This window comes from Aquitalea pelogenes, assembly GCF_001515305.1.
Taxonomy (GTDB): Bacteria; Pseudomonadota; Gammaproteobacteria; order Burkholderiales; family Chromobacteriaceae; genus Aquitalea; species Aquitalea pelogenes.
This window is the reverse complement of record NZ_LNQV01000028.1, coordinates 1-24,686: the sequence shown is the minus strand read 5'-3', so window position 1 is coordinate 24,686 and position 24,686 is coordinate 1. Positions and strand designations below refer to the sequence as shown.

Annotated in this window: 22 protein-coding genes and 3 pseudogenes; 12 read left to right on the top strand and 13 right to left on the bottom strand. The window is 59.3% G+C overall.

Annotated elements, in window-relative coordinates; translation table 11 throughout:
• Positions 1-69 precede the first annotated feature (69 nt).
• The 3 genes and pseudogenes from earP (at position 70) to AWT75_RS12955 (ending at position 2,493) form a co-directional block, all read left to right on the top strand.
• A pseudogene (gene earP, locus AWT75_RS12965) lies at positions 70-1,226 on the top strand (elongation factor P maturation arginine rhamnosyltransferase EarP).
• A gap of 57 nt (positions 1,227-1,283) precedes the next feature.
• Positions 1,284-1,847, top strand: a complete 564-nt coding sequence (efp, locus tag AWT75_RS12960) for an elongation factor P (protein WP_045846211.1) — start codon at positions 1,284-1,286, stop codon at positions 1,845-1,847.
• 103 nt (positions 1,848-1,950) lie between these two features.
• A complete protein-coding gene (locus AWT75_RS12955) occupies positions 1,951-2,493 on the top strand; it encodes a DinB family protein (RefSeq protein WP_062789455.1) in 543 nt (180 codons plus the stop codon).
• A gap of 48 nt (positions 2,494-2,541) precedes the next feature.
• On the opposite strand, the pseudogene zapE reads toward AWT75_RS12955, so the two are convergent.
• Positions 2,542-3,704, bottom strand: a pseudogene (zapE, locus tag AWT75_RS12950) (cell division protein ZapE).
• A gap of 281 nt (positions 3,705-3,985) precedes the next feature.
• Between zapE and AWT75_RS12940 the strand changes: the two are divergent.
• The 3 genes from AWT75_RS12940 (at position 3,986) to AWT75_RS12930 (ending at position 6,827) form a co-directional block, all read left to right on the top strand.
• Positions 3,986-4,726, top strand: a complete 741-nt coding sequence (locus AWT75_RS12940) for an acetoacetate decarboxylase (protein ID WP_062789451.1) — start codon at positions 3,986-3,988, stop codon at positions 4,724-4,726.
• A 15-nt stretch (positions 4,727-4,741) separates the two neighbouring features.
• Positions 4,742-5,524: a 3-hydroxybutyrate dehydrogenase gene (locus tag AWT75_RS12935; protein ID WP_045846207.1), complete on the top strand. Its 783-nt coding sequence runs from the start codon at positions 4,742-4,744 to the stop codon at positions 5,522-5,524.
• A 124-nt stretch (positions 5,525-5,648) separates the two neighbouring features.
• Positions 5,649-6,827, top strand: coding sequence for a DUF3734 domain-containing protein (locus tag AWT75_RS12930; protein WP_062789449.1), 1,179 nt, complete (start codon positions 5,649-5,651; stop codon positions 6,825-6,827).
• Positions 6,828-6,890: 63 nt separating this feature from the next.
• Here the strand turns inward: AWT75_RS12930 and cysM are convergent, their stop codons facing one another.
• The 10 genes from cysM to cmk form a co-directional block, all read right to left on the bottom strand.
• On the bottom strand, positions 6,891-7,778 hold the full coding sequence (gene cysM / locus AWT75_RS12925) for a cysteine synthase CysM (RefSeq protein WP_045846206.1): 888 nt from the start codon (positions 7,776-7,778) through the stop codon (positions 6,891-6,893).
• 155 nt (positions 7,779-7,933) lie between these two features.
• A complete protein-coding gene (gene rfaD / locus AWT75_RS12920) occupies positions 7,934-8,929 on the bottom strand; it encodes an ADP-glyceromanno-heptose 6-epimerase (protein ID WP_062789447.1) in 996 nt (331 codons plus the stop codon).
• 75 nt (positions 8,930-9,004) lie between these two features.
• Positions 9,005-9,967, bottom strand: a complete 963-nt coding sequence (rfaE1, locus tag AWT75_RS12915; RefSeq protein WP_045846287.1) for a D-glycero-beta-D-manno-heptose-7-phosphate kinase — start codon at positions 9,965-9,967, stop codon at positions 9,005-9,007.
• A gap of 5 nt (positions 9,968-9,972) precedes the next feature.
• Entirely contained in the window at positions 9,973-11,292 is a 1,320-nt protein-coding gene (locus tag AWT75_RS12910) for a UDP-glucose dehydrogenase family protein (RefSeq protein WP_045846204.1), read from the bottom strand.
• Entirely contained in the window at positions 11,289-12,035 is a 747-nt protein-coding gene (gene pyrF, locus AWT75_RS12905) for an orotidine-5'-phosphate decarboxylase (protein ID WP_062789445.1), read from the bottom strand. Before pyrF ends, AWT75_RS12910 begins: the two co-directional genes overlap by 4 nt.
• A 20-nt stretch (positions 12,036-12,055) precedes the next feature.
• The gene (lapB, locus tag AWT75_RS12900; RefSeq protein ID WP_062789443.1) at positions 12,056-13,216 is read right to left on the bottom strand and encodes a lipopolysaccharide assembly protein LapB; all 1,161 of its coding nucleotides are present in this window, start codon (positions 13,214-13,216) and stop codon (positions 12,056-12,058) included.
• Between the two features lie 77 nt (positions 13,217-13,293).
• Entirely contained in the window at positions 13,294-13,587 is a 294-nt protein-coding gene (locus tag AWT75_RS12895; protein WP_062789441.1) for a LapA family protein, read from the bottom strand.
• Positions 13,588-13,728: 141 nt separating this feature from the next.
• On the bottom strand, positions 13,729-14,043 hold the full coding sequence (locus AWT75_RS12890) for an integration host factor subunit beta (RefSeq protein WP_045846200.1): 315 nt from the start codon (positions 14,041-14,043) through the stop codon (positions 13,729-13,731).
• A gap of 7 nt (positions 14,044-14,050) precedes the next feature.
• Positions 14,051-15,727: a 30S ribosomal protein S1 gene (gene rpsA / locus AWT75_RS12885; RefSeq protein WP_045846199.1), complete on the bottom strand. Its 1,677-nt coding sequence runs from the start codon at positions 15,725-15,727 to the stop codon at positions 14,051-14,053.
• Positions 15,728-15,837: 110 nt separating this feature from the next.
• Complete coding sequence (cmk, locus tag AWT75_RS12880; protein WP_062789501.1) at positions 15,838-16,506, bottom strand: (d)CMP kinase; 669 nt, start codon at positions 16,504-16,506, stop codon at positions 15,838-15,840.
• A 275-nt stretch (positions 16,507-16,781) separates the two neighbouring features.
• Here cmk and aroA point away from each other — a divergent pair.
• The 3 genes and pseudogenes from aroA (at position 16,782) to AWT75_RS12865 (ending at position 19,483) form a co-directional block, all read left to right on the top strand.
• Positions 16,782-18,067, top strand: a pseudogene (gene aroA / locus AWT75_RS12875) (3-phosphoshikimate 1-carboxyvinyltransferase).
• Positions 18,068-18,414: 347 nt separating this feature from the next.
• Complete coding sequence (locus tag AWT75_RS12870; protein WP_062789439.1) at positions 18,415-18,861, top strand: pyrophosphohydrolase domain-containing protein; 447 nt, start codon at positions 18,415-18,417, stop codon at positions 18,859-18,861.
• 73 nt (positions 18,862-18,934) lie between these two features.
• The gene (locus tag AWT75_RS12865; protein ID WP_045846196.1) at positions 18,935-19,483 is read left to right on the top strand and encodes a cytochrome b; all 549 of its coding nucleotides are present in this window, start codon (positions 18,935-18,937) and stop codon (positions 19,481-19,483) included.
• A 52-nt stretch (positions 19,484-19,535) separates the two neighbouring features.
• Here AWT75_RS12865 and AWT75_RS12860 read toward each other — a convergent pair whose 3' ends face one another.
• Positions 19,536-21,014, bottom strand: a complete 1,479-nt coding sequence (locus AWT75_RS12860) for an MFS transporter (protein ID WP_062789437.1) — start codon at positions 21,012-21,014, stop codon at positions 19,536-19,538.
• A 128-nt stretch (positions 21,015-21,142) separates the two neighbouring features.
• Between AWT75_RS12860 and AWT75_RS12855 the strand changes: the two genes are divergently transcribed.
• Positions 21,143-22,072, top strand: coding sequence for a LysR family transcriptional regulator (locus tag AWT75_RS12855; RefSeq protein ID WP_082696091.1), 930 nt, complete (start codon positions 21,143-21,145; stop codon positions 22,070-22,072).
• A gap of 57 nt (positions 22,073-22,129) precedes the next feature.
• On the opposite strand, the gene AWT75_RS12850 is transcribed toward AWT75_RS12855, so the two are convergent.
• Complete coding sequence (locus tag AWT75_RS12850) at positions 22,130-23,152, bottom strand: LacI family DNA-binding transcriptional regulator (RefSeq protein ID WP_062789499.1); 1,023 nt, start codon at positions 23,150-23,152, stop codon at positions 22,130-22,132.
• Positions 23,153-23,392: 240 nt separating this feature from the next.
• Here AWT75_RS12850 and AWT75_RS22935 point away from each other — a divergent pair, with 240 nt between their 5' ends.
• Positions 23,393-24,007, top strand: a complete 615-nt coding sequence (locus tag AWT75_RS22935; RefSeq protein WP_062789433.1) for a PTS sugar transporter subunit IIA — start codon at positions 23,393-23,395, stop codon at positions 24,005-24,007.
• Positions 23,929-24,686: phosphoenolpyruvate-utilizing N-terminal domain-containing protein (locus AWT75_RS22930; RefSeq protein WP_239689579.1), on the top strand; the 758-nt coding region annotated here is incomplete at its 3' end. The genes AWT75_RS22935 and AWT75_RS22930, both read left to right, overlap by 79 nt.

The window sequence follows — 24,686 nt, the reverse complement described above, 5'->3', positions numbered from 1 at the left end:
CCGGCATCTTCCTCACACTGTCACCTTGCCGTGCTATGCTGCGCCAGCTTTTTCCCGGATGCCTGCACCATGCCCGACTCCTCCACCCTCAGCTGGGACATTTTCTGTACCGTCATCGACAACTACGGCGACATCGGCGTCGCCTGGCGGCTGGCACGCCGACTGTCGCACGACTTTGGCTACGAGGTACGGCTGTGGGTGGACGACCTGGCCAGCTTCGGCCGCATTGCCCCGCTGCTGGAACCAGGCCTGGCCTGCCAGGAGCTGGACGGCATCCGCGTATGCCAGTGGCGCGCGGATGACGCATTTGTCGACTACCAACCGGCACAGGTGGTGATAGAAGCATTTGGCTGCCGGCTGCCCGACGCCGTGGAACAAGCCATGGCACGGGCTGACGTCAAACCGGTCTGGATTAATCTGGAATACCTGTCGGCCGAAGACTGGGTGGAAGGCTGCCATGGCATGGCCTCGCCCCACCCGCGTCTGCCGCTGACCAAGCATTTCTTCTTTCCGGGCTTTACCGATCGCACCGGCGGCCTGCTGTGCGAGGACGGTCTGATCGAAACCCGCCAGCAGTGGCAACAGGACAGTCTGGCACAGCGCGCCTTCTGGCAGATGTTCGATATCCCGGAAAAACAGCCGGAAGAATGGCGCGTCAGCCTGTTTGCCTACGAAAACCCGGCGGCCCGCGAATTGCTGGACTACTGGACGCACAGCACGCTGCCGGTGCACTGCATGGTGCCGGAAGGCAAGGTGCTGGCTGACGTGGAAGCCGTGATGGGCCAGCCGTTAAAGGCGGGCCAGCATGTCAGCCAAGGTTCACTCACCGTGCATGTGCTGCCGATGACCGATCAGGACAGTTACGACCTGAGCTTGTGGTCTTGTGATGTCAACTTCGTGCGCGGCGAAGACAGCTTCGTGCGGGCGCAATGGGCCGGACGGCCTTTCATCTGGCACATCTACCCGCAAGACGACGCTGCGCACATGGTGAAGCTTGATGCCTTTTTGTCACACTATTGCGCCACGCTGGATGCAGAGACCGCCACGGCCTGCGTGCCGTCAGCCATGCCTGGAACCACGGCCAGGGCATGGTGGCCGCCTGGCAACAACTGGAAAAACAGCTGCCGCAATGGCACCGGCACAGTCGCCACTGGCCCGACAAACTGCTGCAACACGGCGACTTGGGGATGCGGCTGGTGCAATTCATACAAAACCGGCTAAAATAGCCCGTTTTTCGGAAACCGTTTTCCGAGTTCAATCAAGAGTTTGGGACTTTACACGTAATGAAAACCGCACAAGAACTCCGCGCTGGCAACGTATTCATGGTAGGCAACGACCCGATGGTCGTGCAAAAAGCCGAATTCAGCAAATCCGGCCGTAACGCTTCCGTCGTGAAGATGAAGATGAAGAACCTGCTGACCGGCGCCGGCTCTGAAGCCGTTTACCGCGCTGACGACAAGTTCGACGTCGTGGTTCTGGACCGCAAGGATTGCACCTACTCCTACTTTGCTGACCCGATGTATGTATTCATGGACAGCGAATTCAACCAGTACGAAGTAGAAGCCGACAACCTGGGCGACACCATCAACTACATCGTTGACGGCATGGAAGATGTTTGCCAGGTAACCTTCTACGATGGCAAGGCCATCTCCGTGGAACTGCCGACCACCGTGATCCGCGAAGTGGAATACACCGAACCGGCCGTACGCGGCGACACTTCGGGCAAGGTTCTGAAGCCGGCCAAGCTGGTAGGCACCACCTTCGAAGTTCAGGTTCCGGCCTTCGTCAACACTGGCGAAAAGATCGAAATCGACACCCGCACCGGCGAATTCAAAAAGCGCGCCTGATCGCCTGTTTGAATGCTGTGCAAAAAGCGGCCAGATGGCCGCTTTTGTTTTGCCTGTCATTCCGGCAAATGCTGCGTTATCGTGCTGTTTTCAGGAGGGGACCATGAACCGACTCGAACAGCTTGCCCTGCAAGCGCGCTACAACCAGTGGATGAATGACAGGCTTTACCAGACAGCAGCCCGCTTGCCCGCAGCGGTCTTGCAGCAGGACAACGGCGCGTTTTTTGGCTCGCTGTTCGGCACCCTCAATCACATCGTGGTGGCCGACACCTTGTGGCTGCAACGCTTTGGCCAGCATCCGGCCGGTTTTGCCGCCTTGCAGCCACTACAGGCTATCGCGGCACCCACCTCCCTGAACGGCCTGCTGTTTGACCAGTTGCCAGCACTGGCGGCGCGACGACAGCTGCTGGACGAAGTCATCATCCGGCTATGCAGCGAGCTTGAGGACAGCGATCTTGATCAGCCCCTAGCCTATCACAACACCCGTGGCATCGCACAGCGCAAGAATTTTAATGCCCTGCTGCTGCACTTCTTCAACCACCAGACTCACCACCGTGGCCAGGCCACCACCTTGCTGTCCCAGCTGGGCGAGGACGTCGGTGTCACCGACCTGATTGCCCTGATCGACGATATTCCCCAAGCCTGACAGCAAAACGGCCAGACAACGTCTGGCCGTTACACAGCGAAACAAGCGTCAGATCACCACGCCCGGCGGCGGCTGGTCGTGGGTCTGGCCGGCACTCTGGTGCGGCAGTTCCAGATAACTCTTGGACTGCATCTCGGTCAGTCGGCTGGCCGTGCGGAAAAACTCGCTGGCCTGCACGCCGTCGGTGTAAATATCGTCGATTGGCACCGCAGCCGAGGCAATCAGCTTCACCCGGTTGTCGTAGAACACATCCACCAGCCAGGTAAAGCGGCGGGCAATGGAGGCATCCTTGGCCGCCAGTTTGGGAATGCCGCTGATGAACACGGTGTGGAATTCGGTGGCGATTTCCAGATAGTCGGTCTGCGCACGCGGACGTCGCAAATGGCCAGAAAGTCGAACCAGATAATGCCCGGTGCCAGTTTTTTCACCGGAATCTGCCGCCCCAGCACTTCGATTTCCTGCTTGGCAATCAATTCTTCACTACTCAAGCGGGTGAACATGCCTTCCATGCGCGCCTCGGCAGCCGCGTCGTCCGGCACCATGAACAAGGGCTCACGTGTCAGCTCGCGCAGGCGGTAATCATTGCCACCATCCACGTTCAGCACATCCAGCTCGCGCTTGATCAGTTCGATGGTTGGCAGGAAGTTCTGCCGTTGCAGGCCATTGGGATACAAGCCGTCCGGCGGATAGTTGGAGGTGGTGACCAGCACCACGCCACGCTCGAACAAGGCACTGAGCAGGCGGCCCAGCATCATCGCATCGGCAATGTCGCTGACATGGAATTCGTCAAAACACAGCAGACGGGTCTCGCGGGCAATCTTGTCGGCATAGGCCAGCAAAGGGTCTTTGCTACCGGCCAGCTGGCGCAGCTCGCGATGCACCTCAGCCATGAAATTGTGAAAATGGATACGACGCTTGCGACGGTAAGGCACGCAGGCATAGAAGGCATCCATCAGAAAGCTCTTGCCGCGCCCCACCCCACCCCAGAAATACAGGCCGCGCGGCACATCCGGGCTGCGCAGGCTGCGTCCGAGAAAGCGGTTGCGCTTGTCCTTGAATTCCAACAGTTGATGCCACAATGCATCCAGCTGTTCGATCGCGGCAGCCTGGGCGGCATCGTGAATGAAACCGGGCTTCTCACTGGCAGCCTGATACCAGGCCTTGGGGCTGGTCAGCGCCGTTCCATCGGGAGAAAAGGTGTGCTGAGACATAGTGTGTGCTTGTGTTCTTGGCGTTATGGCGCAGGCAGCAGCCCACGCTGGATGACCATGCGGCGTGCCGGCCATCTGACAGTGAAGCCAGCATGATAACCCGATTCCACAGCAATCCGCTCATGCGCATGGCCAACGCCTGCCGGCATCAGTTCCGCTAAGAATCCCATACCTTCTACCAGCTCTGTCATCTGGCAGACACTGCGCATCCACCCCATTCTTGCCAACGGTTCAGCTGCGAACCATGCCCTCATCCGCCCACAACCACTATGGGGACCTCAATGGAAATCGAACAGATTCGCCAGCAGGCGTTTGCCATGCCCATCAGCAGCCCGGCCTTCCCTCCTGGCCCTTATCGCTTTTACCAGCGGGAATTCTTCATCATCAGTTACCGCACCGACCCGGACAAGCTGCGTGCAGTGATTCCGGCCCCGCTGCAAATGGCCGAACCAGTGGTCAATTTCGAGTTCATCCGCATGCCGGATTCCACCGGTTTTGGTGACTACACCGAAAGCGGGCAGGTGATTCCGGTCCTGTACCAGGGCCAGCGCGGCAACTACACCCATGCCATGTATCTGAATGATCACCCACCTACGGCCGGTGGACGTGAGCTGTGGGGCTTTCCCAAGAAAATGGCCCATCCCCGCCTGAAAGTGCATACCGACACCCTGGTAGGCGAGCTGGATTACGGCCCGGTACGCATCGCCACCGGCAGCATGGGTTACAAACACCGGGAACTGGATGGGGAAGCCATTGCCGAAAGCCTGCGCACCACACCCAACTATTTGCTGAAAATCATCCCGCATGTTGACGGCAGCGCGCGCATTTGCGAGCTGGTCAGCTTCCCCATGCTGGATGTGCAAGTATACGGTGCCTGGACTGGCCCTGCCGCACTGTCACTCTTCCCCCATGCCCTGGCCCCGGTGCATGATTTGCCGGTACTGGAGATACTGGGTGCCAAGCATTACGTTGCCGACCTGACACTGGGTCTTGGTAAAGTCGAATTTGATTATCTGGCCTGAAACAGGAGAAGTCTCATGAAGCTGCAAGGAAAAGTTGCCCTGATTACCGGTGCCGCCAGCGGTATTGGCCGTGCCATCGCCGAAACCTTCGCCCGTGAAGGGGCTGCGGTTGCCATTGCCGACATCAATCTGGCAGCGGCACAGGCCACGGCAAAGGAAATTGAAGCCGCAGGCGGCAAGGCCATGGGCGTGGCGATGGATGTCACCAATGAAGAGGCCGTCAATGCAGGCACCCAGGCGGTAGTGGATGCCTTTGGCCAGCTGGACATTCTCATTTCCAACGCCGGCATCCAGATCATCAGCCCGCTGGTGGACTTCAGCTTTGCCGACTGGAAACGCCTGCAAGCCATTCATGTGGACGGTGCCTTCCTCACCACCAAGGCCGCCCTCTCCCACATGTACAAGGACAAGCGCGGCGGCACTGTCATTTACATGGGCTCGGTGCACTCGCACGAAGGCTCCAAACTCAAGTCGGCCTATGTCGCCGCCAAACATGCGCTGCTGGGCCTGAGCAAGGTGCTGGCCAAGGAAGGGGCGGAATACAATGTGCGCTCGCACGTCATCTGCCCCGGCTTTGTCCGTACCCCGCTGGTGGAAAAGCAGATTCCGGAACAAGCCAGGACCCTGGGCATCTCCGAAGAGGAAGTCATCAAGCACGTGATGCTGGGTGACACTGTCGATGGGGTGTTCACCACGGTGGACGATATCGCGCAAACCGCGCTGTACCTGGCGGCCTTCCCCAGCGCGGCACTGACCGGCCAGTCCTTTGTGGTGAGCCACGGCTGGTACATGCAGTAAGTCCGGCCCCAGCAGCAACAAGCGCTGGGTCACATCGCCAGCCTGCACCATCCGGTGCAGGCTGGTCTTGCATTGCAGCACCACCGCCCCGGAACCGTACGCAAATCGACACAGGAGTCATGGCATGGGTGTTTCCCGCCAAGCACATCTTCCGCTTTATCGCAGTCACAGCCTGCCCCGAGGTCATCAATACCAGGTAGTGGCCCTGCTGCTGCAAGGGGGCGGCGCTCTTGGTTCTTATCAGCCCGGGGTTTACCAGGGCCTGGCAGAGGCCGACCTGCATCCCAACTGGGTTGCGGGCATCTCCATTGGCGCACTTAACGCCGCCATCATTGCCGGCAATCCGCCAGACAAACGGGTGGATCAGCTCCGGCGCTTCTGGGAAACCATCTGCCAGCCACCATTGCTGCCCTCAACGCCACTGAGTCATCTGGATACCAGCCAATGGCCAGACCCGATGCAACACATGCTGGCCGGCTGGGAAGCCTGGCGCTCGCTGCTGGAAGGTCAGAACGGTTTTTATCGTCCGCGCCTGCCCTGGCGTTTTCACCCGAATTGCAGTCCGGCAGAGGTCAGCTTTTACGACACCAGCCCGCTCAAGCAAACGCTGGAGCAACTGGTGGATTTTGACCGGCTGAATGACAGCCGACAGATGCGGGTGTCAGTAGGCGCGGTCAATGTACGTTCCGGCAACTTTGTGTGTTTCGACAATACGCGGCACACGCTGCGCGCAGAACACTTCATGGCCTCGGGTGCGCTACCGCCAGGATTTCCCGCGGTGGAAATCGACGGCGAGTTCTACTGGGATGGCGGCGTGGTATCCAATACCCCGCTGGGGCAGCTGATTGATGCCGACGAGCACAGCAATATCCTGGCATTCCAGGTGGACCTGTGGAGCGCGCGTGGCGGTCTGCCCTGCAACATGAAGGAAGTGGCCATGCGGCAGAAAGACATTCAGTACTCCAGTCGCACCCGGATGACGACCGATGTGCTGCGCCATGAACTGCACGTTCGCGAAATGCTGTCCGAGCTGATGAAGCTGGTTCCGGCCGAGCATCACGACAAGGAAATATTCCAGGCTGCGCGGCGGGCCGCCGGTAGCCAGCGGCTGAATATCATCCATCTGATCTATCAGGACAAGGTTTACGACGATCACTACAAGGACTACCAGTTTGGCATGCAAACCATGCGCCAGCACTGGCACAGCGGCTATCAGGACATCCGCAACAGCTTGCAGCGCCCTGGCTGGCTGGACATGCCGGATGCCGCCAACCCCTGCGTGACCCACGATATTCATCGCTAAACCACCACGCAGAAAAAAAGCCGTTTCCCGATGGAAACGGCTTTTTTTGTGGAGATGTTCGCCTTACAGCGGAAACAGCCCGGTTGACAGGTAGCGATCGCCCCGATCGCAGACGATGGAAACGATGACTGCATTTTCCAGTTGCTGGTTCAGCCGCAGCGCTACTGCCAGCGCCCCGCCAGAGGACGGGCCGGCCAGAATGCCTTCTTCGCGAGCCAGTCGCCGCGCGGTGTCTTCTGCCTCTTGCTGCGACACATGAATCAGCTGATCGATACGGCTGAAATCGCAGATCCTGGGCAGGTATTCATCTTCCCATTTGCGGATGCCGGGAATCTGGCTGCCGGTTTCCGGCTGCACGCCGATGATCTGGATGGCCGGATTCTTTTCCTTGAGAAAGCGGCTGTTACCCATGATGGTACCGGTGGTGCCCATGCTGGAGACAAAGTGCGTGACCTGCCCCTGAGTATCGGCCCAGATTTCCGGACCGGTGCTCTCGTAATGTGCCAGCGGGTTATCCGGATTGGCAAACTGGTCGAGGATGACGCCCAGCCCGGCGCGCTGCATGCGGTGCGCCTCGTCAATGGCACCGGGCATGGAGGCTTCCTTGGGCGTCAGGATGACTTCGGCACCATAGGCGCGCATGGTTTGCACCCGCTCGGCACTGGAACCCTCGGGCATCAGCAGGATCATCTTGTAGCCCATCATCGCCGCTGCCATGGCAAGTGCAATACCGGTGTTGCCACTGGTCGGCTCGATCAGGGTGTCACCCGGTTTGATATCGCCGCGCGCCTCGGCCCGACGGATCATCGACAGTGCAGGCCTGTCCTTGACCGATCCGGCCGGGTTGTTGCCTTCCAGCTTGAGCAACACGATATTGCTGCTGTCACCCGGCATGCGCTTGAGCCGTACCAGCGGAGTGTGACCGACGAAATCTTCCAGATACTTGTACACAGTGGGTCTCCTTGCGAGAGCGCCATTATACGGCCTGCAGCCACCTTCCAGTCGAACCGTTATTTCTAATCAAATAACCATTTCCAGCCTGCTCGCAGCGGGCATGAAAAAACCGCCAGCGCATGGCATGGCGGTTTTGGCCGGGTGAACAAGCCTTAGCGGCTGATCAGCCAGTCTACGTAACGATCAACGCCCTGCTCTACCGTCAGCATGGGCGCGCTGTAACCGGCATCGCGCAGCTTGCCGATATCGGCCTGGGTAAAGCTCTGGTATTTACCCTTCAGTGCTTCCGGGAAGTCGATGTACTCGATGATGCCCTGGGCTACCAGTTCGTCCAGGCTCAGGGCTGGCTTGCCTTCGTGGCGGCGGCAGGCATTGACGGTGGACACCGCAACATCATTGAACGGTTGGGCGCGACCGGAACCCAGGTTGAAGATGCCACTCTTGCCCGGATTGTCCAGGAAATACAGGTTGACCTTGACCACATCTTCCACCGAAACAAAGTCCCGGCTTTGCATGCCATTGCCCCAGCCGTCATTGCTGCCGAACAGCTTGACCTTGCCGTGTTCGCGGTACTGGTTGAAGTTGTGGAAGGCTACCGAGGCCATGCGTCCCTTGTGCTGCTCTTGTGGGCCGTAGACATTGAAATAGCGGAATCCCACCGCCTGGGCCGACAGGCCTTCTTTCATGCGCTGGCGCAGCACCTGGTCGAACAGGAACTTGGAATAGCCGTAGACATTGAGCGGGCCTTCGTACTGGCGTTCTTCCTTGAAGATGGTGCCCTTGCCATAAGTGGCCGCACTGGAGGCAAACAGGAACTGGATTTCCTCGTGCTGACAGTAATCGAACAGGGCCAGCGTGTACTGATAGTTGTTGTCCATCATGTACTTGCCGTCGTGATTCATGGTGTCGGAACAGGCCCCCTGATGCAGGATGGCGCTGATCTCGCCCTCGTACTCGCCTTCCAGCAGCAGATTCAGGAAATCATGCTTGTCCAGGTAATGGGAGATTTCGCAGTCCACCAGATTGCGGAACTTGTCACCCGAGGTGAGATTGTCTACCGCAATGATGTCGGTAATGCCACGCTCATTGAGCGCCTTGACGATATTGGAACCAATAAAGCCGGCTGCGCCGGTCACCACGATAGTCATGATTCATCCTTTTTCTGTTCGCAGCCGGCAGGGATCACTCCTGTCATCCGGCTGCATGATGCGGTGTCGTGCCAATCAGCTGGCAAACAGCTCCTGCTGGGTACAAACAGCGGTACCCAGCTTGCCCACCACGATGCCGGCAGCAGCATTGGCCAGGCTCATGGCGGTCGGCAGGGACAGACCGGCGGCCATGGCCAGGCCGAGGGTGCCGATGACCGTATCGCCGGCACCGGAGACATCGAATACTTCGCGGGCGAAAGTAGGCTGGTGCAAGGCGCCATCAGCGCGGAACAAAGTCATGCCTTCTTCGCTGCGGGTCACCAGCAGTGCATCCAGCTGCAACTGGCTGCGTAGTGCCTGCGCCTTGGCAATCAGCTGCTCTTCGTTCTGCCAGCTGCCTGCCACTTCCTTGAACTCGCTGCGATTGGGGGTCAGCAAGGTAGCACCGGCATACTTGGCATAGTCATCGCCCTTGGGGTCGATCAGCACCGGTTTGCCGGCAGCACGTGCCAGTTCGATCATGCGCGCCACATGGGTGAGGCCACCCTTGCCGTAATCGGACAGGATGACCACGTCGTGGCTGGCCAGTACCGACTGGTATTGCTCCAGCTTGTCAGCCAGGATTTCATGGCTGGGTGCATCTTCAAAATCCAGCCGGATCAACTGCTGCTGGCGCGCCACCACCCGTAGCTTGATGGTGGTGGAGATGGCCGCATCCCGTTTGAACAGCGTGGTGATGCCATCGTCCTTCATCAGCCGTTCCAGTGCAGTGGCCGCCTCGTCATCGCCCACCACGGACAAAATGGAAGCCTTGCCACCCAGGCTTGCGATATTACGCGCCACATTGGCAGCGCCACCGGCACGCTCTTCCATGCGGCCGATACGCGCCACCGGCACCGGCGCTTCCGGTGAAATGCGTGACACATCGCCAAACCAGTAACGGTCCAGCATCACGTCCCCCACCACCAATACGCGGGCACCAGCAAGGTCAGCAGCCAGCTTGCTGCTATCCAGTCCAAGTTGTTGCAACAGATTCATGCTCTTCAGCGTCCTATCGCCTGATAGTCGAAGCCCAGCTCGCGCAGCCAGGCGGGGTCATACATATTCCGGCCATCCAGAATCACCGGCTGCTTGAGGCTGGCCTTGATGGCGTCAAAATCCGGTGTACGGAACATCTTCCATTCGGTCACGATCAACAAGGCATCAGCACCGTGCAGCGCAGAAATCATGTCAGGAGCAAAGCTCAATGACGGGTTGTCGCCCATCACGCGTTGTGCCTCAACGGCCGCTACCGGGTCGAAGGCAGCCACGGTGGCACCACGTCGCGTGAGTTCAGCAACGATCACCCGGCTGGAAGCTTCGCGCATATCATCGGTATTTGGCTTGAATGCCAGGCCCCACAGGGCAAAATGCCGCCCGCCCAGGTCTTCGCCAAAGCGCTTGACCAGCTTGTCAACCAAGCGGCGTTTTTGCGCTTCATTGGCTTCTTCCACAGCATTGAGCACACGCATGGCATGGCCTTGTTCGCGACCACTGGCCACCAGGGCTTTGACATCCTTGGGAAAACAAGAGCCGCCATAGCCGGCACCGGGGTACAGGAAGTGGTAGCCGATACGCGGATCTGAACCCATGCCCAGACGAACTTGTTCGATATCCGCACCCAACGATTCCGCCAGATTTGCCAGTTCGTTCATGAAAGAAATACGGGTTGCCAGCATGGCATTGGCCGCGTATTTGGTCAGTTCGGCCGAACGGACATCCATTACCAGAATACGATCATGATTGCGGTGAAACGGTGCATACAGACGGCGCATCAGTTCGATCGCACGCTCATCCTCAACCCCCAGCACAATGCGATCCGGCCGCATGAAGTCATCAATGGCCGCACCTTCCTTGAGGAATTCCGGGTTGGAAACCACGCTGAATGCAATGTCGACCCCACGCTCAGCCAAAGTAGCAGCCATCTGTGCCTTTACCTTGTCAGCGGTACCCACTGGCACGGTGGATTTGTCCACCACCACCTTGGGTTCGGACATGTGCAGAGCAATATTGCGTGCAGCGGCCAGCACATATTGCAAGTCGGCTGAACCATCTTCGTCAGGAGGAGTACCCACAGCAATGAACTGGATCTCGCCAAACGCAACCGACTCGGCTACATCGGTGGTAAAGGACAAGCGACCGGCTGCCGCATTGCGCTTGACCATGTCTTCCAGGCCGGGCTCGTAGATGGGAATGCCACCTTGTTGCAAGGTGGCAATCTTGACCGGGTCAACGTCCAGGCACAAAACATGGTTGCCCATTTCAGCGAGGCAAGTCCCGGTGACCAGGCCAACGTAGCCGGAACCAACAACGGTAATTTTCATGACAGCGTAGCCCGGTAGTTAGCGATATCGGCATTGATCTTGCGCAGTACTTCCAGCGGCGCATCCGCACGGGTGATCGGGCGGCCGATCACCAGATAATCAGCCCCGGCCTGCAAGGCGGCTACCGGCGTCATCACCCGGCGCTGGTCATCAGCGGCGCTGTCGGCCAGGCGGATGCCCGGGGTGATCAGCTTGAATTCCTGTCCCAGTGCCGACTTGAGCATGGGCGCTTCCTGTGCCGAGCACACCACGCCATCCAGACCACAATCACGGGTCAGCGTAGCCAGGCGCAATACGTGCTCCTGCGGCGAAGCGGTGATGCCGATATCCACCAGATCGGCTGCTTCCATGCTGGTCAGCACCGTCACGGCAATCAGCAGCGGACGCTGGCTGTAATGGGCCAGCTCTTCACGGGCAGCTTCCATCATGCGGCGACCGCCGGAAGCATGCACATTCACCATCCAGACACCGGCATCCGCCGCTACCTTGCAAGCGTGCGCCACGGTATTGGGAATGTCGTGGAATTTCAAATCAAGAAATACCTGGAAACCACGGGCAGCCAGGCTTTCCACCAGATTGCGGCCCGAAGCGGTAAACAGCTCCTTGCCTACTTTGAGCCTGCATTGCTGCGGGTCCAGACGGGCTGCAAATTCAAGGGCCGACGGCGCATCGGCAAAATCCAGCGCCACTACCACAGGAGATGCCGGTTCCAGATCCATACCGGCGGCAATTAGCGGATTCATTCTTTCTCCTGAATATTTTCTCAATGGGTTTCCGAGCGGTTGGGCGTGAAGCTTTCCCACTCGCCGCAGGCGGGGCAATGCCAGAAGAAGGCCCGCGAACGGAAATTGCAACATTTGCAGCGGTGTACGGTCAGCCGCGCTGCATGCTTCTGAATCAGGGCGCGCGCCACTTCGGCGTCCATGCGCCCCTCTGGTGACAGCTCGTCCATCTGTGCTTCGATCAAGCGATAGACACCCATCAGGCTGGGGCGGGCATGCACGGCCTGGCGTGCCACTTCCAGCGCGCGCTCTTCACCTTCGTAGGCCGACAGTTTCTGGTACAGCAAGTCGGTCATTTCCAGCTGCGGGAAGGTTTTCTGGTAACCCTGCAACAGCGCTATGCCTTCCTGCGGCTTGTCCAGCTTTTCATAAGCATCAAACAGACGCTCTGCTGCCATCGACAAGTATTCCGCATTCTGTTTTTCAATATGTTGCCATGCCGCAATCGCAGCCTCGATTTTGCCTTCGGCAAACTCGATATCGCCCAGAATCAGGCTGGCACGCACACATTTGCGATTGACCTGCATGGCCTCGGCCACCAGTTCACGGGCGGCAAGGTAATTGGAGCGGTACAACTCGCCCTGTGCCAACTCACAATAAAACTGCGCCACTTCATGCTGGAAGGAATGCGCATCGCTGCGTAGTTCCCTGGCGGTTTCAATCGCCTTGTACCAGTCCCTGTCCTGCTGGTAGATATCCAGCAGTTGACGGCGCGCCGCCAGGGTCATATTGCCGTTCAACAATTTCAGCAAGATTTCTTCGGCCCGGTCCACAAGGCCGGCCTTGCGAAAATCCTGCGCCAGTTCGTTACGCACGATGTCGCGCTGTTCGGCGGGCAAATCAGACGACTCCAGCATGCGCTGGTGCAAGCGGATGGCACGGTCGTTTTCACCACGCTTGCGGTACAACTTGCCCAGGGTCAGCTGTAATTCCGGTGCAGAGCCCTGCTGCCGGGACACCTCGGCCAAAGACTGTGCTGCAATATCGGTCTTGTCATCCACCAGGGCATCCAGACCACGGAAAAAGCCGGTAGGGACCGACTTTGCCTGTTTCAATACGGTGCGCATATCCACCCGTGCTGCCAGCCAGCCCAGCCCGAAAAATGCCGGGAGCAGCAACAGCCACCACAGATCCAGTTCCAAAGAAAGCTTCCTTCAACAGGGGTAAGATTCTGCGCCGCGTGCCATGCGCACCGCGGCGTCAGTAGAGGCAGGCCTAATCAATCAGCCAGCGCATCGCTGGGATCAACTGCAACCTTGCTGGAAGGGGGGCGACTGCGCAGCTCTTTCTTGAGCAGGGAAAGCTCTTTGCGCATGCGCAGATAGTAGGAAAAAGTAGCCAGCAAACCGACAGCTGCACCGGCAATAAAGAACACCAGCAGGAACACGATAAGCGGTGCCGACCAGGATTGGCCGAAAAACAGCTTGAATTCGACCATGTGGCTGTTCTGCACGGTGACGGCAATCAGAAAAACCAGCAGGGCCAATTCGATGATACGCACGATGTAGCGCATGCTTTTTACTCGGAAGGGGTGACCGGAGTGCAAGTTTAAACGATAGTGTGCTGCAACCCAAGCAAGAGGATGGTCAAACAAAGAAAAAGCGCCGCAGAAGCGGCGCTTTGTTTCGGCTTGCGAGACCAGCGGTCATGGCGTTCAGGCCTGGGTCTGCTCCAGGAGGGACAGATCTACCCGTTCGCGCAATTCCTTGCCGGCCTTGAAATGCGGCACATATTTCTCAGGAACCGAGACACTGCTACCTGATTTCGGGTTCCGCCCTACGCGGGGCGGACGGTAGTTCAGGTCGAAGCTACCAAAGCCACGGATTTCAATACGGCTACCCTGTGCCAGGTTGCTGGCCATCGCATCCAGAATGGTTTTGACGGCCAGCTCAGCATCTTTGTAGACCAACTGAGAATTGCGCTCGGCAAGACGTTCTGCCAGCCGTGCGATCAGCTCAGACTTGGTCATGATGCAATTACTCGTTGGAGCCGGACAGCTTGGCCTTCAGCAGAGCACCCAGGTTGGTCGTACCGGCAGAAGCGCTGTCAACCGACAGGTTCTTCATGGCGGTGCTGTCTTCCTGAGCATCCTTGGCCTTGATGGACAGGCTGATATTGCGGGACTTGCGATCCACGGCAATGATCACGGCTTCCACTTCGTCGCCATCCTTCAGCAGGGTACGGGCATCTTCCACGCGGTCACGGGACAGCTCGGAAGCGCGCAGGTAACCTTCAACGTCCATGTCCAGAGCCACAACAGCGCCCTTGGCATCAACAGTCTTCACGGTACCCTTGACGATGGCGCCCTTGTCGTTCATGGCAACGTAGTTGTTGAACGGATCACCTTCCAGTTGCTTGATGCCCAGGGAGATGCGTTCTTTTTCCACGTCGATGGACAGAACAACGGCTTCAACTTCGTCACCCTTCTTGAACTTGCGTACGGCTTCTTCGCCAGCTTCGTTCCAGGACAGGTCGGACAGGTGAACCAGGCCGTCGATGCCGCCCGGCAGACCAACGAACACACCGAAGTCGGTGATGGACTTGATCGCGCCCTTCAGCTTGTCGCCCTTGTGGAAGTTGTCGGCAAACTCGTTCCACGGGTTGGCCAGGCACTGCTTCATGCCCAGGGAGATACGACGACGGTCTTCGTCGATTTCCAGGATCATGACTTCAACTTCGTCACCAACCTGAACTACCTTGGACGGGTGTACGTTCTTGTTGGTCCAGTCCATTTCGGACACGTGTACCAGGCCTTCGATGCCTTGTTCGATTTCAACGAACGCGCCGTAGTCGGTCAGGTTGGTTACCTTGCCGAACAGACGGGTGCTGGCCGGGTAGCGACGGGACAGACCAACCCACGGATCTTCGCCCAGTTGCTTCAGACCCAGGGATACACGGTTCTTCTCCTGGTCGAACTTCAGGACCTTGGCTTCTACTTCGTCGCCAACAGCCAGAACTTCGGACGGGTGCTTCACACGACGCCATGCCAGGTCGGTGATGTGCAGCAGGCCGTCGATGCCGCCCAGGTCAACAAACGCACCGTAGTCGGTGATGTTCTTGACGATACCCTTGATAACGGCGCCCTCTTTCAGGGTTTCCAGCAGAGCCTTGCGCTCTTCGCCCAGGGTTTCTTCCAGAACGGAACGACGCGAAACAACCACGTTGTTGCGCTTGCGATCCAGCTTGATAACCTTGAATTCGATGTTCTTGTTTTCGTACGGGGTGGTGTCTTTCACCGGACGTACGTCAACCAGGGAACCCGGCAGGAAGGCGCGGATGCCGTTGACCATAACGGTCAGGCCACCCTTGACCTTGCCAGAGATCAGGCCGGACAGGATCTTGCCGGTTTCCAGCGCTTCTTCCAGCTCAACCCATGCAGCCAGACGCTTGGCTTTTTCACGGGACAGCTTGGTTTCGCCAAAACCGTTTTCCAGTGCGTCGATGGCAACAGTCACGAAGTCGCCAACAGCAACTTCAACAACGCCTTCGTCGTTCTTGAATTCTTCGGCCGGAATCAGGGATTCGGACTTCAGGCCGGCATTTACAGTTACGAAGTTGGAATCAACTGCAACGACTTCGGCAGTGATCACCTCGCCCACGCGCATGTCGTGAAGGGTCAGGCTTTCTTCGAACAGCTGGGCAAAGTTTTCCATGGAGAGGGTAGTCATCAAGCTTACTCTCGGTGCACACCTTGCGGCGTGCGGGGTTAGGGTTGAACACAGGGCGCATCTTGCAATGCAGCAGGAATTGCCCCTTTAAAAAATCATATGCCGGAGGCCTGGTACTGCCCGAAGTGGCGAAGCACTGTATCAACCGCCTGGTCGATGGTGAGCTCCGTGGTGTCGAGCAGAAAGGCGTCCGGCTCTTGTCGCAGCGGCGCTACCGGCCGGGCCGCGTCACGCGTGTCCCGATCGATAATGTCCTGCTTAATCTGCGGGAGGTTAGCAGATTCTCCCTTGCCGATCAACTGCTTATAGCGGCGCCTTGCACGTTCGTCCGCGCTGGCGGTCAGGAAAATCTTGACGGCGGCTTGCGGGAACACCACCGAACCCATGTCGCGACCGTCCGTCACCAGGCCCGGCGCCACGCCAAAATCACGCTGGCGCTGCAACAGGGCGGCACGTACTGCCGGCAGCGCAGCCACCTTGGAAGCGCCAATGCCTATTTCCTCGGCACGAATTTCCGCACTGACATCGTTGCCATCCAGCAACACCACGCCTTGCTCGAATGCGGCAGGCAAACCGGCAGCCAGGCGGGCCAGCGCGGTTTCATCGTCCCAGTTCACTCCCAGCTTGCGCGCATGCAGGGCAAGCAGGCGGTACAGGGAACCGGAATCAAGATAGTGGAAACCCAGGCGTTGGGCGACGATGGCGGCGACAGTTCCCTTGCCGGAAGCAGAGGGGCCGTCAATGGTAATGACAGGAACAGACATGGGTTTGGTTTGCATCCGCAAGGCAGGCCGCGACAGGCGCGCATGGCCAAAATGCTGATTTTACCGCAGCCCCCCCGACTCAGGAACGGTTTCGGGCGGATTTTCTAGCCGGAATAGATAAAAAATGCCGCCAACGGCCATGATTGTAGTTTGCACGTTACCCCGCTGCCCTTTAGAGTGGTGGGCTGCAACGCACACTACTGCCTGCAGGCAGGGTGCGTGATGACAAGACCCGGACAACTTACCCAGACACTACAGAGACACGACGCACCGCCATGGAACAGCTCCGCCTCACTCCGACACCGCACCTTGCCGGCACCATCAAGCTCCCCGGCTCCAAAAGCATCTCCAACCGCACCTTGCTGCTGGCCGCACTGTCCAGTGGCAGCACGCTGGTGCGCGACCTGCTGGATTCGGATGACATCCGCCACATGCTGGCAGCCCTGGGCTTGCTGGGCGTGCAGGTGGAACAGATCGGCGACAGCCGTGACTTCCGCGTGCAAGGCGTGGGCGGCGAGTTTCCGGTCAAGAGTGCCGACCTGTTCCTGGGCAATGCCGGCACGGCTTTTCGGCCGCTGACCGCAGCACTGGCACTGATGCAAGGCCATTATCAGCTGTCCGGCGTGGCCCGCATGCACGAACGCCCGATTGGCGACCTGGTGGATGCACTGCGCATTGCCGGTGCCGATATCAGCTACCAGGGCAGCCGGGCTATCCGCCGCTGACCATTCGTCCGGCCAGCCTGCGCGCCGGGGAAGTCATTCCGGTGAAGGGCAATGTCTCCAGCCAGTTTCTGACCGCCCTCTTGATGGCGCTGCCGCTGACCGGTGAAACCACCACCATCGAGGTGGTAGGCGAGCTGATTTCCAAACCCTATATCGAGATCACCCTCAACCTGATGGCACGCTTTGGCGTGCAGGTGGAACGCCAGGGCTGGCAGCGTTTTGTCATTCCGGGCGGCCAGCACTATATTTCTCCGGGTGAAGTGCATGTAGAAGGTGATGCCTCCAGCGCGTCCTACTTCCTTGCTGCGGGTGCGCTGGCGGGTGGCCCGGTACGGGTGGAAGGCGTGGGTAATCAGAGCATCCAGGGCGATGTGAAGTTTGCCGATACCCTGCGCCAGATGGGCGTGGCCATTACCATGGGCGATAACTGGATCGAGGCAAAAGCCACTGGCAAGCTCAAGGCCATTGATGCCGACCTGAACCACATTCCGGACGCCGCGATGACCATTGCCGTGGCCGCACTGGCTGCCGATGGCACCACCACCTTGCGCAATATCGAAAGCTGGCGCGTGAAGGAAACCGACCGGCTGTCGGCCATGGCCACCGAGCTGCGCAAGCTGGGAGCCACCGTTGAAGAAGGTCAGGATTACATCCGCATCACCCCGCCTGCACAGCTGCTGGCCGACGCCGAGATCGACACTTACGACGATCACCGCATGGCCATGTGCTTCTCGCTGGTTTCCCTGCTGGGTGTGCCGGTCGTCATCAACGACCCCAAATGCGTTGCCAAAACCTTCCCGGACTATTTCGAGGTGCTGGCTACCCTGCACGGCTAATTCATCCTCCCGGCACCGGCTTCACTTGCTGCAGGCCGCATGGGACTCGCCACAATGCTAACGCCCGCTTTGCGGGCGTCAGGCTGCTGACAAAGTAATCTGGTTCGATTGCACAGGACCCGGCAAAGCCGGGCCTTCAGACTAAGTTATTGATTTCTCAGCCTTCCCATCTATTCCCAATCCCCCCGCCCTTGCCTTGCCAATTGAAGATGGGAGCCTCGCTTTCTTTTCAGAAAGCGAGAGCGAGTTTGCCAACAATCTGACGCCCGCCTTGCGGGCTTTTTCATTGCCAAATCCGGACAAAAAACACAATATATAGATATTTTTAAAATTACAGACACAACAAGATGACCAACCTCTACGCCATCCGCCGTGAATTCATGCAGCGTTTCGACCTTCCCGCCGCAGATCAACCCGGACTGCAAGCAAACACCCTGGCCATGTGGGAAACCATGCTGCACGAAGAAATGGCTGAATTCCTGCACGCCTTGCAGGAATTCAAACAGCTGGCCGGCTGCGACCAGCAGGAACAAGTACGCCGCATGGCAGAGCTGACTGCAGAAGGCGTGGACGTGCTGAATGTGCTGACCGGGCTGCTGCTGTCGCAGGGCATGCCGCTGGAAGCCATGACCGAGGCCATTCATCAGGCCAATCTGCGCAAACAGATTGATGGCAAGGTGGTGCGTCGTGCCGATGGCAAGATTCTGAAACCCGAAGGCTGGCAAGCCGCAGACAAATGCGCGGTGATCCGCCAGGCCCAGTCATTACATCACCCTACTGCTGACGATGATTAAGTCTGATTTAATAAATACGGCGTAACATGCAAACTGATTGATTCGGGCATGCCCACAGAACAAAGGAAGCATCATGCTGAAAAATTCACAACACAGTTATGGCCGTCTGGCACGTGCCCTGCACTGGCTGAGTGCACTGGCAGTGATTGCCGCACTGGTTTTCATCGAATTCAAGGATATTGCACCCAAGGGCAGCCCGCTGCGTGACTTCCTGAAGTCCGGCCATTTCCAGGCTGGCATCATCGTGCTGTTGCTGTTCCTGCCGCGCCTGCTGTGGCGACTGGCCAACCGCGTACCTGACATCACCCCGGCACCGCAGCCGGCCGCCATGCTGCTGGCTCACGCGGCACACTGGTTGCTGTATGCACTGATGCTGGCCCTGCCGATACTGGGCATTGCCATTGTGCAGGGCAATGGCAAGGACGTGGTTTTCCTGGGTAGCACGCTGCCGGTGTTCTTCTCACTGGGCAAGGAAACCGCGCACAACCTGAAAGAAATTCACGAAGCGCTGGGCAACCTCTTGCTGTGGCTGGCCATTTTCCATGCTGCAGCGGCAGTCTGGCACCACCGCTTTGTCAAGGACGACACCCTTACCCGCCTGACCGGGCCGATTCGCCCCTGATCTCCACGCAAACACCCCGCCTTGGCGGGGTGTTTGCATTTACTGCCCTGCATCAGCGCAAATCCCTTTGCCACAGCGCCATCACCATGGCCAGTCCTGCCAACATGGCCAAACTCAGCAAGGCATGGTCGCAGGCAATCAGTACCGCCTGCTGCGTCACCTGAGCTGACAAACGCGCAAGATCAGACAGGTCCAGCCCCATTCCCCATTGCCTCAGGCTGAGGGCGTCCAGACGGTCCAGCAGGCTCATGCGGGCCACTGCCTCTCCCGCTTGCAACTGCAAGGCAGCCAAACCGGTTCCCATGGCCATGGCCAGTTCACGCAGGATGTTTTTCAGCTGATAGGCATGGGCAAAATCCTCTGCCTGCACCTCGGCATAGGTCATGGCTGCAATCTGCAATACTGACAGCACCGGTACCAGGCCGTGCAACAGAATGGCCGGCAGTACGCTGGCCAGCGCTGCGCCCGGCATGGCTACGTGTGACAGCCACATACAGCAGAGCAATAGCAGGCCAAAACCCAGCGCCAGCACATGGTCACGCCGTGTCAGCCAGCGACTGGCATACAAATAGGACAAGGCCATCACCACCGTCACCAGGCTGCCCATGCTCATGGCCCAGCCGGTGGTGACAAAGTCGAAACCCAGCCCGTGTTGCAGCATGGCTGACAACAGGTAAGACCAAATCCCGTTGCACAGGTAATAAAGCGCATAAAAAGCCAGCCCCATCAGATAACGCCGTCGCAATACGGCATGCAGTTGCAACCAGGGGTCCGGGTGGGTATGGAGGCGTCGCCAGGCCAGCAACAGCAAGGCTACACCAGCCAGCAAGGCCAGCCACATGCCGGGACGGGCGCTAAAGCGCAAAAAGCGCAGATCTTCCAGCGTATGCAATACCAGCAAGGCCCCCAGCCCCAGCGCCGCCACGGCCAACCAGTCCAGTTCCCCGGCCTGGGCACGGGTGGGCGCACCGGCATGCCGGGGATAGCTGATTTGTACCAGTAGCAATAACAGCGGGACAAAACCGGCCTGCAACCAGAAAATGGCCTGCCAGCCCCAATCCTCCACCAGCAGGGCCGAGAGCCACGGGGAGATTCCGGACAAGCTGAACAAGCCAAGCAAGAAGCCATACATCAGCGGCTTGCGCTCCCTGGGCTGTGCCACCAGTTGCAGCAGGATGCGCGAGGCCGTAAACAGCCCGCCACCACCCAGGCCCTGAAACAGGCGCGCCACCGCCAGGCTGGTGATTCCTTCCGCCAGCGCACAGCCCACACTGCCCGCCATGAACAGCAGCAAGGCCCACTCGGTATAACGCCGGTAACTGATCAGGGTGGCAAAGCGGCCCAGCAACAGATTGACCAGCACCGCGCCCACGGCAAAGCTGGTAAGCGCCCACAAGTATTCTTGCGGTGCCGCTGCCACACCACCCTGAATGGCTCCTCCCGCCACCCCCATCATGCTGACGGCGACAAAGTCCGCCCCGGTCACCAGACCCAGCGTCAGGCCAAACAGTCTTACCTGCCAGGGGCGCATTCGGGGTGGGCTTGCAACAGCACGGGATAGGCATTCATTCGACTGGAGGCTTTGGACTGGGATGGATCGCGCTGACTATAAAGACCATGCTATTTTGAATAAACCGTCAAAATTGAAATCATTATTCAATGCCACGTACAAATGATTGGAATGACTGGTATCTATTCAGTTGTGTCGCGCAGCTGGGCAGTTTCAGTCGGGCGGCAGAACGACTGCAACTGCCCAAATCAACAGTCAGCACCGCCTTGACTCGACTGGAACAGAAACTGGGATCACGCTTGCTGGAACGCAGCACCCGTCGCCTGCGACTCACCGAGGCCGGCTTTCATTTACTGGAGGAAATCAGCCCGCTGTTTGCCCGGCTGGAAGATGTGGCCGACCACCTGCAAGGCCTGGCCGAGGCACCACTCAGCGGCACCTTGCGCATTGCCGCGCCTTACGAGTTCGCCAGCCTGCACCTGAGCCCGGTGCTGTGCGACATCATGCAGGCACATCCTGACTTGCACATCGAGGTGGATGTCATCAGCAATCAGACAGACCCGCTCAGCAGCGGGCATGACCTGAGTTTCGTCATGACCAGCCACCCGCTGCCGGATTCCAGCCTGCTGGGCAAGCGCCTGTACACCTTGCAACAGGGCCTGTTTGCCGCACCGTCCTTGCTGGCCTCACGTGGCCGGCCACAACATCCTTCTGAACTGCAAGGTTGGCCGCTGCTGGGTGCAGCCAGCGCCCTGCCCTGGCGCTTGCTGCATGCGGATGGCACTGAATTCACACTGCAACAGGGCTTGCACCTGCAAACAGCCAATGCCGGGCTGCGCTTGCAAGCGGCCATTGCCGGGCGCGGTGTATGCCTGGTGTCGCGCAATTTTGCCGCTGCGGCGCTGGCGGCCGGACAGTTGCAAAGCATACTTGGCGACTGGACCCTGCCGCCGTTGAAAACTTATGCGCTGGTGCCCAATCGCAGCTTGCACCCCACCAAGACCCGGCTGCTGCTGGATGGACTGGAACGGCATTTTGCCGCGACAGAACGACAAGCAGTTCACACCGGCAGCCGCTGACGGCAAGAAAAAAGGACGTCAGCTGACGTCCTTTGTAGCGACAGATACGGCCTGTGATCAGCGCGGTTCGGCACCCTGCTGCCCGGCATGTGCCGCGATGGGTTGCGCAGTGGAACCACGGGCAATCAAGCGTCCGGACAGCACCACCTTGCGTGCGCTGCGGGCCGGGTCTTCCAGTCGCTCCAGCAGCATCTTCATGGCGGTGCGGCCAATGTCGTACACCGGCTGTTCAATCACCGTCAGGCCGGGACCGGCCAGCTCGGTCCAGTTGTCATTGTCAAAACCGGCCAGTGCCAGCTGCGCCGGAATGCTGACGCCCGCCGCACGCGCGCCGCGCAACATGCCCAGCAATACCAGGCCATTACTGGCAATCAGTGCTTCCGGTTGAACCGGTTCGCGCAGCCAGTCACGCACGGCCTGCTCTGCGGCCTCCGGCGTGGGGGCAATAAAGCGCGCCTCCGCCTGCAAACCATGCTGCTGCATGGCGGCCACCACGCCAGCGTGGCGCTCGGCGCCGGTGGTACTGGTGTTACCGAACAGACCGCCGATACGGCGATAGCCCTGCGCCAGCAAATGTTCCACCAGCAGGCTGGCGGCTTCGGCATTGTCCAGCACCACGGCATCGGTCTGGCCGGGCGGGGCCGCGCGGTCTATCAGTACCACCGGGAAGCCCAGCTGGTGCGGGTCCAGCTTTTGCGCGGTGGCACGGGTGGGGGCAAAAATGACCCCGGTCACCCGTTCTTCCTGCATCAGCCGCAGGTACATGGCTTCTTTTTGCGGGTTTTCGTCGGTATTGCACAGAATCACCCGCATCCCCACCGCATAGGCGGCGTCCTCTACCGCGCGGCTGACCGCCGTGAAAAAGGGGTTGCGGATATCGGACACAATCAGCCCGATGGTGTGGCTGTGCTGCGAGCGCAAGCGTCGCGCCGACAGATTGGGCAGATAGCCGGTGGCAGCCACCGCTGCTTCCACTTTCTTGCGCAGCTCCTCGCTGACCGGGCCACCGCCCAATGCACGCGATACCGTTGCCACCGATACCCCTGCGGCGCGGGCTACATCCTTGATGCCTACCGTCATTTTGCAATCGTTTTCAGTCAGATTGTCGTGATCGTGCATCAAGTCCAAAACCATTGCAAGCCTTTGGTTTCAATGCATCTTGTTGACTTGAGCAAAATTTGATCCAGATAGTCAACAATCAATATTGACAGCAATTATGTAATCGTTTTCAATGCCATCAACGCAACGCCAGACAATAGCCAGCACAGCCCCTTTTTGGGTGCAATGCAGCAAAATAACAGTACCAGGAGACCACTCCCGATGTCGCACGATCTGATCCATCCGGAACTGATTTGCCTTGCCACCGCTCCGGCCAGCAAGGAAGAGGCCATCCGCCAGGCCGGCCAGTTGCTGGCCAACGCTGGCTGTATCGACGCCGCCTATATCGACAGCCTGCTGGCACGTGAAGCCGTGGCCAATACCTTTCTGGGTCATGGCGTCTCCATTCCGCATGGCATGGTGGAAGACCGCCACCTGATCAAGCGCACCGGCATTGCCATCCTGCAGATTCCGCAGGGCCTGGAGTGGAATCCGGGACAAACCACCCACCTGCTGTTTGCCATTGCTGCCCAGTCGGACGAACACATCCAGCTGCTGCGCAGGCTTACCCGCTTGCTGCAAGACGAACCCCGCCTGCAGCAGCTGTTTGCCACCAGCAACCCGCAAGACCTGATTGCCGCCCTGTCCGATACCGCTGCCGCACCGGCTGCGCCGCAGCAAGCCGCTGGTGATCTGGCCGAACAGTTTGAATGGCAGGTGGACTACCCCAATGGCCTGCATGCCCGCCCGGCCACCGCGTGGGTGAAACCGCCCGCCAGTACGCGGCACAGGTGCAAGCGCGTCACGGCCACCATGTGGCTGACGCCAAGAACATGATTTCCCTGCTGCAACTGGGCCTGCAACGCGGCGACCGCCTGGTGGTGTCCGCCGAAGGCAGCGATGCTGCCGCCCTGCTGCAAGCGCTGCAAGGGGTGATGACCCGCCTGACCGCGCAGGAACAGACCGACGCCGCACTGGCCGCACAAAAAGCGCAGGCCCAGCGTAGCGAAAACAACTGGCAGCCGCCGGGCCACCCGCTGGAAGTGGCCGGCATCAGCGCCAGCCCCGGCCTGGCCATCGGTCAGGTGCATGTGCTGACCCACGGCCTGCCCGCCATTCCCGACCACCCGCTGGCCCTGGCCGAAGCCGGTGACAAACTGCATGCCGCGCTGGCAGATACCCGCGCCGAACTGGCCAAGCTGGCCGAAGACACCGCCCAGCGCCTGGGCAATGCCGAAGCCGCCATTTTCAAGGCCCAGGCCGAACTGCTGAGCGATACCGACCTGATCACCCTGTCCTGCCAGTTGATGGTGGAAGGCCACGGCGTGGCCTGGTCCTGGCATCAGGCAGTGGAGCGACTGGCCGACCGTCTGGCTGCGCTGGGCAACCAGCTGCTGGCCGCCCGCGCTGCCGACCTGCGTGACGTGGGCCGCCGCGTGCTGGGCAAGATCGACCCCAGCCTGCAAGCCACCACCCTGTCCGACCTGCCGGATAACTGCATTCTGCTGGCCAGCGA